This is a genomic window from Hyphomicrobiales bacterium (genome assembly GCA_030688605.1).
GTDB lineage: Bacteria > Pseudomonadota > Alphaproteobacteria > Rhizobiales > NORP267 > JAUYJB01.
The window spans coordinates 93,545-101,829 of record JAUYJB010000034.1 but is presented as its reverse complement, the minus strand read 5'-3'; the positions used below and the strand labels follow the sequence as shown (position 1 = coordinate 101,829).

The 8,285-nt window shown below is 66.2% G+C and carries 8 protein-coding genes; 7 read left to right on the top strand and 1 reads right to left on the bottom strand.

Going from position 1 to position 8,285, the window contains the following annotated elements; translation table 11 throughout:
* Positions 1-42 precede the first annotated feature (42 nt).
* The 7 genes from Q8P46_04400 (at position 43) to Q8P46_04370 (ending at position 7,112) form a co-directional block, all read left to right on the top strand.
* Positions 43-477 carry a bacteriohemerythrin gene (locus Q8P46_04400; protein ID MDP2619405.1) on the top strand — a complete coding sequence of 145 codons (435 nt, stop codon included), beginning with the start codon at positions 43-45 and terminating at the stop codon, positions 475-477.
* A gap of 35 nt (positions 478-512) precedes the next feature.
* Positions 513-1,172, top strand: coding sequence for an Hsp70 family protein (locus Q8P46_04395; GenBank protein MDP2619404.1), 660 nt, complete (start codon positions 513-515; stop codon positions 1,170-1,172).
* Positions 1,145-1,894 (top strand): J domain-containing protein, encoded by a 750-nt coding sequence (locus Q8P46_04390; protein ID MDP2619403.1) that lies wholly within the window; start codon positions 1,145-1,147, stop codon positions 1,892-1,894. The genes Q8P46_04395 and Q8P46_04390 overlap by 28 nt, the downstream gene beginning before the upstream one ends.
* A gap of 146 nt (positions 1,895-2,040) precedes the next feature.
* Positions 2,041-3,885 (top strand): ATP-dependent zinc metalloprotease FtsH, encoded by a 1,845-nt coding sequence (gene ftsH, locus Q8P46_04385; GenBank protein MDP2619402.1) that lies wholly within the window; start codon positions 2,041-2,043, stop codon positions 3,883-3,885.
* A gap of 152 nt (positions 3,886-4,037) precedes the next feature.
* Positions 4,038-4,184: a hypothetical protein gene (locus Q8P46_04380; protein ID MDP2619401.1), complete on the top strand. Its 147-nt coding sequence runs from the start codon at positions 4,038-4,040 to the stop codon at positions 4,182-4,184.
* 75 nt (positions 4,185-4,259) lie between these two features.
* A complete protein-coding gene (gene groL, locus Q8P46_04375; GenBank protein MDP2619400.1) occupies positions 4,260-5,882 on the top strand; it encodes a chaperonin GroEL in 1,623 nt (540 codons plus the stop codon).
* 234 nt (positions 5,883-6,116) lie between these two features.
* Positions 6,117-7,112: a ribose-phosphate pyrophosphokinase gene (locus tag Q8P46_04370; protein MDP2619399.1), complete on the top strand. Its 996-nt coding sequence runs from the start codon at positions 6,117-6,119 to the stop codon at positions 7,110-7,112.
* Here Q8P46_04370 and Q8P46_04365 read toward each other — a convergent pair.
* Positions 7,054-8,082: a hypothetical protein gene (locus tag Q8P46_04365; GenBank protein MDP2619398.1), complete on the bottom strand. Its 1,029-nt coding sequence runs from the start codon at positions 8,080-8,082 to the stop codon at positions 7,054-7,056. The two genes, Q8P46_04370 and Q8P46_04365, sit on opposite strands and share 59 nt — an antisense overlap.
* Positions 8,083-8,285 lie beyond the last annotated feature (203 nt).

Below are 8,285 nucleotides of genomic sequence, written 5' to 3'. Positions count from 1 at the left end.
GGCGGTTTTCTGTTTCACGAAGCGACCGATTAGGAGGCAATCATGGCCCTGATCCGTTGGCGGGATGAATATTGCACCGGGATTCCGTCCGTTGACGAGGAGCACAAGGAGCTGGTCGAGCTGATCAACGAGCTGACCGTGGAGCTGCGCGGCGACCTGCACACGATCGCCAACATCGAAACCTATCTCGGCGAGATCCACGCCAAGATTTCGGCCCACTTCGCGCTCGACGAGCGCTTCATGGAGGAAAAGTCCTACTCCCATTACGAAGCCCACAAACAGGATCATGAGCGCCTGCTCGACGAGCTGCGGCACATCATGGAGACCTATCGCCACGGCTCCTATCTGCGCTTCGAACAGCTTCTGGTGCAGCATCTGAACGACTGGTTCATGGTCCATTTCACGACCCATGACCAGCTCCTGCACGACGAATTCGGCGACCATCCGCACAGCCACCAGGCCGCGAAGACGAACTGAAGCCGGCCACCCTGTCGGACGGACCGCGCGCCGAGCTGAACCGCCTCGTTCATGCCATCATCGAGCGCTGCAGGGCCTCGGTCACTCAGGCACTCCACGACGTCGAGATCACCGCCCGCGACATCGACCGCATCGTCTTCGTCGGCGGCGCGACCCGCATGCCGGCGGTGCGGGAGTTCTTCGAGGAGCTGCTCGGCCGCAAGGCCGAGATGGGCGTCGACCCGATGGAATGCGTCGCCCAGGGCGCGGCGATCCGGGCTGGCGTGCTGGCCGGCGAGATGGGCGAGATGGTGCTGGTCGACGTCACGCCCCTGATGCTGGAGATCGAGACGCTGTGCGGCGTCGCGAGGCCCCTCATCGCCCGCAACACGCCGATTCCGCTCAAGCGGTTGGAGATCTTCACCACTGCGGCGGATATGCAGACGGCGGTGATCGTCCATGTCTTCCAGGGCGAACGTCCGATGGCAGCGGACAATACCAGTCTCGGGAAGTTCAACCAGGAGGGGCTGGCGCCGGCACCACGGGGAATCCCCAAGATCGAGGAGACGTTCGATATCGACGCAGACGGGATCCTCAACGCCACGGCAAAGGATACGGCGACTGGCAAATCGCAATCGATCCGCATTACCGGCGCGGCGCGGGACCCAGGCGCGGAGCCGATATCCGGGTGGAGCTCTTCGTTCCCCTTGCGATGATCGACGCCGGCGGAGAAGAGGAGGTGCGCGTCGCGCACGAAAGACAGTGTACCCGGTGCAAGGGCAGCGGAGCGGCGCCCGGCACCGCGCACCGCGCTTGCCCGAAATGCAGCGGCGGCAGCCGGCTGACGCGGAGCCAGAAGCGCGGCACGGTTAGCATACAGCAGGCCGCGACCTGTCCCGACTGCCGCGGTTCCGGCTCGTTCATCGACAATCGCTGCCCCGCCTGCGGCGGCACCGGAAAGACCTGCCACGAAGAGCTATTCACGGTCCGCATTCCTGCCGGGGCCGACGAAGGCATGGCGTTGCGCATCCCCGGGCGCGGCGGGCCGGCGCCTGAGGCCGGCGCACCGCCGGGTGACCTCTATGTCGTTGTGCGGACCGAGCCGGACCCGCGCTTCGAGCACCATGGCGCCGATCCGTGGCGGCGGGTTGCGATCGAGGTGGCCGATGCCGTCCTCGGCTCCAAGGTCAAGACGCCGACGCTCGACGGCGAGGTCGAGGTCGACGTGCCCGCCGGCACGCAGCCCGATTCCGTCCTCAGGCTCAAGGGCAAGGGGCTGCTCCATTTCGGATCCGAGACCCGCGGCAACCTGTTCCTGAGGATCGAGGTGTACGAACCTGAGCGCCTTTCCGAGCGCGAGCGCCAATTCTATGAAGAGCTTCGCCGCAGCCATCGGCCGGACCGGTCGGCAGGGAGGAGTTCTTCCAAGAGCCGTTAGGGCCCTTTCCATCCAGCTTGACGCAGGTCATTGGAAGCACCCGCAAGTCCTTTCATGATGACCGTCGTCTCCAGCAATTCCAGGGATCGAGGCCAACCCGGACTGCCGGGTTGGGACCCACCGGCGACCCGAGGAGGGGCGGTTCCATGGACAGGAAAGCGCAGATCAACGGCTGGTACCTGGTGGCGGCCATGTTGGCCGTTCTGGCAATCCAGCAATGGTGGATCACCAGCCAACAGGTCGAGACGATCCCGTACAGCCAGTTCGAGCGACTGGTCGACGCGGGCCAGATCGAAAGCGTCCGCGTCACCGACAAATACATCACCGGCACCCTGAAGGAGACGCTGCCGGACGGCCGCAAGCGCTTCGTCACCGTTCGGGTGCAACCCGAGCTCGCCAGGCGGCTGACCGAGCGCGGGATCGCGGTCGAAGGCGCGGTCGAGAACAACCTCATTCGCGACATTCTGTCCTGGGTCCTGCCGGTTCTGATCTTCTTCGGCATATGGGCCCTCTTCATCCGCCGCTTCGCCGAGAAGCAGGGCATGGGCGGCCTGATGACCATCGGCAAGAGCAAGGCGAAGGTCTTCATGGAGAGGGAGGTCCCGGTCACCTTCGATGATGTGGCGGGGGTGGAGGAGGCGAAGGCGGAACTCAAGGAGATCGTCGAGTTCCTGAAGGACCCCAAGAGGTATGGCCGTCTCGGCGCGCGCATCCCGAAGGGCGTGCTGCTGGTCGGGCCCGCCGGCACCGGCAAGACGCTGCTGGCGCGCGCCGTGGCCGGCGAGGCGGGCGTCCCGTTCTTTTCCCTCAGCGGCTCCGATTTCGTCGAGATGTTCGTCGGCGTCGGCGCGGCGCGCGTCCGCGACCTGTTCGACCAGGCGCGCAAGGCCAAGCCCTGCCTCATCTTTATCGACGAGCTCGACGCCATGGGGCGGGCCCGCGGCATCGGCCCGCTCGGCGGCGGCCATGACGAGAAGGAGCAGACCCTCAATCAGCTCCTGGTCGAGCTCGACGGCTTCGACCCGCGCGAGGGCATTGTCCTCTTGGCAGCGACCAACCGGCCTGAGATCCTCGACCCGGCGCTGCTGCGCGCCGGCCGCTTCGACCGCCAGGTGCTGGTCGACCGGCCCGACCGGATCGGCCGGGAGGCGATCCTCCGCGTGCACGCCAAGAAGGTCCAGTTGGCAGAAGGCGTCGACCTCGACGCCATCGCCGCCCTCACGCCGGGCTTCACCGGCGCCGATCTTGCCAATCTGGTCAACGAGGCGGCCCTGCGGGCCACCCGGCGCGGCGCCGATGCGGTCACCGCCGAGGACTTCACCGCTGCGGTCGAGCGCATCGTCGCCGGCATCGAAAAGAGGAGCCGCCTGCTCAACCCGCACGAGCGGGAGGTGGTGGCCTATCACGAAATGGGCCACGCGATCGTCGCCACCGCCTTGCCGGGCATGGACCCGGTGCACAAGGTATCGATGATCCCGCGGGGCGTTGGCGCCCTCGGCTACACGATGCAGCGTCCGACCGAGGACCGCTTCCTATTGTCGCGCGGCGAGCTAGAGAACAGGATGGCGGTGCTGCTCGGCGGACGGGCAGCCGAGATGCTGGTGTTCGACGAGGCGTCCACCGGGGCGGCCGACGACCTCAACAAGGCGACCGACATCGCCCGCAACATGGTGGCCCGCTTCGGCATGCACGAAGAGCTCGGGCTCGTCGCCTACGAGACGCCGCGCCAGACATTCCTCGGCGAGAACGCGCTTGCCCACTTCGCCGAGCGCGAGTTCAGCGAGGAAACGGCGCGCGAGATCGACTGCGCCGTCCGCGAGCTGACGAAGAGCGCCTTCGACAAGGCATCGGCCGTCCTGCGCAAATACCGCCGCCAACTGGAGGACGGCGCCAAGCTGCTGCTCGAGAAAGAGACGCTCACGCGCGAGGGGTTGCCGTCGCTGGAGAGCCTCAAGCCGGCCATCGCGGCGGCGAGCAAAGCGACTGGCTGAGGCAGGGTAGCTTGCGGCCTCGCGCTAAGCGGGCCAGGTCAGGTCATAGGCAGGAGCACGGCAATGGAATCCGAAACATTCCGAAAATGGCTGGCCGAACGCGGTGCCGCTTCGATAAGTATGAGCGTCACAAGCGGGGTGAAGGTCCCGTGATGGTGACGGTGCACCGCGAGGGCCGCACGACGCAGGCGCCTCTCGGGGGATCGCGCCAGGACATCGACCCGCGCGTGGCGCGCCGGGTATGCGAGGAGCTCGGCCTCGATCCGTCCGAGCTTCCGGGGCCGACGAGCCGCGCGTGAGGCGGCGGGGATGCCGGCCGCCGGTGTTTGAGACCGAACCGCGGACCGGCAAACGCACCAGGGAGCGTTTTCGCCATGGCACACAAGCAGATCCTGTTTCATTCATCGGCGCGAGAGAAGATCCTTCGCGGCACCGCGGCGTTGGCCGATGCCGTGCGGGTGACGCTCGGGCCCAAATCCAAGTCGGTGCTGATCCAGAGGAAATGGGGCGCGCCGATCGTCTGCAACGACGGCGTCACCATCGCCAAGGAAGTCGATCTCAAGGACCCGGAGGAGAATCTCGGCGCGCAGATGCTCCGCCAGGCGGCGGAGAAGACCGGCGAGGCGGTGGGCGACGGCACCAGCACGGCGACGATCCTGGCGCAGGCAATCTTCGCCGACGGCACCCGCAACGTGGTCGCCGGCGCCAGCGGCATCGACATCAAGCGCGGCCTCGACCGGGGGTTGAGCATCGCCGTCGAGACGCTGCATGCGATGTCGCGGCCGGTGAAGACGCGCAAGGAGAAGGCGCAGGTCGCCACCATCTCGGCCCATAACGACCCGTCCATCGGCGAAATGGTCGCCGACGCCATGGAGAAGGTCGGCGACGAGGGCGTTATAACGGTCGAGGAATCCAAGACCACCGAGACCGTGCTCGAGGTGGTCGAGGGCATGCAGTTCGACCGCGGCTTCATCTCCCCCTACTTCATCACCGATGCGGAGAAGATGGAGGCGGTCATTGAGGACGCCTATGTCTTCCTTTGCGACCGCAAGGTCGGCAATTTGAAGGACCTCCTTCCGCTTCTGGAGCAGGTGGCGAAAAGCGGCAAGCCGATCCTGTTCGTCGCCGAGGATGTCGAGGGCGAAGCGCTGGCCACGCTGGTCGTCAACCAGCTCCGCGGCGTCTTCCGCAGCATCGCCGTCAAGGCGCCGGGCTTCGGCGACCGGCGCAAGGCCATGCTGGAGGACATGGCCGTGCTCACCGGCGGCGAGCTCATCTCCGAGGATCTAGGCATCAAGCTCGAATCCGTCGAGCTCACCCAGCTCGGCCGGTCGGAACGGGTGGTGTCCGACCGCGACAGCACGACGATCATCGGCGGCGCTGGGAACAAGGCGGCGATCGAGGGCCGCATCCGGCAAATTCGCGGCCAGATCGAGAAGACCACCAGCGACTATGACCGCGAGAAGCTGGAGGAGCGGCTGGCGAAGCTCTCCGGCGGCGTGGCGGTCGTCCGCGTCGGCGCGCCATCGGAAGCGGAGATGAAGAGCAAAAAAGAAGCGCTCGATGATGCGATCAGCGCCACCAAGGCGGCGGTCGCGGAGGGCATCGTGCCCGGCGGCGGGCTTGCTCTCTTACGCTGCACCAAGGCGATCGCCAAGCAAGAAGCCAAGGCCCGGGGCGACGAGAAGACAGGCCTTGAGATCCTCCGCCGCGCGCTGAGCGCGCCGACCCGCCAGATCGCCGAGAATTCCGCCGTCGATGGCGGCGTCGTGGTCGCGCGGATGTTGGAGAGCGAGGGCAACATGGGCTATGACGCGGCGCTGAACGAATATGTCGATCTGGTCGAGGCCGGTATCGTCGACCCGACGAAAGTGGTACGCGTGGCCCTAGAAAATGCCGTGTCTGTTGCAAGCGTCCTGTTGCTGACCGAAGCGACGATGACGGAGATTCCGGAAGAAGAGAAACATCGCCCGAGCGAAGCCGAGATGGGCATGTGAGGCGGGGAGCTGCGGCTGACCGGCCCGAGACGCCTGGGGCTCGGAGTTTCAGTGTTGCGCCTCAAAGCTGCCGAAGCCAGGCTTGGCGTGTAATCAGCGCGCGTTTGCCGCCGAGGCACCATCACACTAATTTCTGTAGCTCTCGTGCCCATCTGTCCCTAGCGTGGTCGGGAACCCCTTCTGTCTGGAGCAGACCGTCGCCCTTGATCGCAATCATTCATGCGCGAACGGACGATGCCTTATACTTCCGCCATGCGCCTTTTCGCCCTCAATGCGAGCAAGCCTTTCGGCGAGCAGGTTGCGGCGGCCCTCGGCACGACGCTTTGTCCCCATGAGGAGCGCGAATTCGAAGACGGCGAACACAAGGCGCGGCCGCGCCTCAGCGTGCGCGGGCGGGATGTCTATGTCATCCAGAGCCTGCATGGCGGGCCGCAGCAAAGCGTCAACGACAAGATCTGCCGGCTCTTGTTTTTCCTCGGCGCGGTGCGCGAGGGCGGCGCAAGGCGGGTGACCGCGGTCATTCCCTATCTCGCCTATGCCCGCAAGGACCGCCAGACCAAGCCGCGCGACCCGGTGACCACGCGCTATATGGCGCTGCTTCTCGAAGCCATGGGCATCGACGCGGTGATGACGCTCGACGTGCACAATATCGTTGCGTTCCAGAACGCGTTCCGCTGCCGCTCGCATCATCTCGACACCCGCCGTCTGTTCGCGCAGCACATGCTGGCGCGCGTCGGCGAGGAGCCCGTCGTGGTGGCATCGCCGGACCCGGGCGGCGTCAAGCGCGCGCAACTGTTCCAGGAGACCTTCGAGGCCATGCTGGGCCGCTCCGTCGGATCGGCCTTCATGGAGAAACGGCGCAGCGCCGGAATCGTCAGCGGCACCCTTCTGGTGGGCGCCGTCGAGGGCGCCACGGCGCTCGTAGTCGACGATCTCATCAGCTCAGGCGGCACCATGCTGCGCGCCGCCGAGGCGTGCCTCGGCCAGGGCGCTAAGGCGGTCTATGCGCTCGCCGCCCATGGCCTGTTCACTGGCGACGCCGGCAAGGCCGTCGCCTACCCGCGGCTCGCCAAAGTGATCGTCACCGATACGGTGCCGCCGTTCCGGCTCAAGCCGTCATTCGTCAAGCGGCATCTGGAGATCGTCAGCGCCGCGCCGCTCTTCGCAGAGGCTATCCGGCGCTGCCACGAGGGAGGCTCGCTGGTTGAGCTTCTCGAGGGCGAAGCTTGAGGCAAGCGCGTTCGCCGATGGCGAGATACGAGGCGGCGAGCGGCAGCCATGTTTCGGGTTGCCGGGAGTCCGGCTCGAGCAGGTGCGCCAGGGCAAGCCGCGCCCTCAGGCAGGCGCGGTAGGCCGTATAGAAGGCTAGCAGGCGAGGCTGTGGCCGGTCGCCCAAGAGATCGGCGCAGTGGCCGTTCAGCGTCTCGCCGATCCACCCAGCGCCGAGGCGTTGGCATTCCATGCCGAGGAAGGCCAGCTCGTCGAACGGGTCGACGAGCCGGAAGCTGCTGTTGAATTCGAGACAGTCGATAATTACCGGCGGCTCGGTGAGGCAGATGTGCTCCGGGCGCAGATCGCCATGCCCGTCGATGATGCGGCCGTCGCGCGCCCGGCTCATCAGCAGCTCCGGTTCGTCGGCGATCACCGCTTCGATACCCGAAAGAACGGCGGCCAACGTCGTTTGCGGCAGTTCGAACCTTTCCTCGGTCAGGAGAGAATGGTTCTTCTCCTGCTCGCGGGCAAAATGCGCAATATATTCCCGCGGCGTCACGCCGGCGGGCTCGGCCAGCCGGTAGAAGCGCGCGAGCAGGTCCGCGACCGCGCCGATCTGGCCTTGCGTCACCGTGCCTTGCGCGATCGCGCAATCGAGCATTTTCTCGGCCGGCAGCCGCCGCAGCATCACCAGCCAGTCGGCGGGTTCGCCTTTGCCCTGAAGGGCGAGTCTGGCATCCGCCCCGAGGGTCAGCGGGACGACGCCGAGATAGACGTCCGGCGCCAGCCTTCGGTTGAGGCGGACCTCCTCGCGGCAGTCGGCCTCGCGCGCTTCAAGCGTGCTGAAATCCAGGAATGGATATTTGACCGGCTTCTTGAGCTTGTAGACCCGCTCGCCAGCGAGGAAGACCCACGACATGTGGGTCTCCTTGACCTCCACATCGCGCACCGGCGCGCCATAGGCCGCCCGAGAGGAGAGAAACGCCACCTTCTCCCGGGTGGGAACGTCTCTCCGGCCTCGCGATCGCGTGCCTGTCGGATGGGTCGTCATCGCCGCAGCCTGGTGTTGCCGGGTGCCATGACAAGAAGATGATGCGGTTCTTGATGCGGGTCAAAGCGGCAAGTCAGTTTTTGGCCGATATTTGTGATGCGAGCGGCGGGGAATACTCGCGAGACGCGCCGCGGAGCACA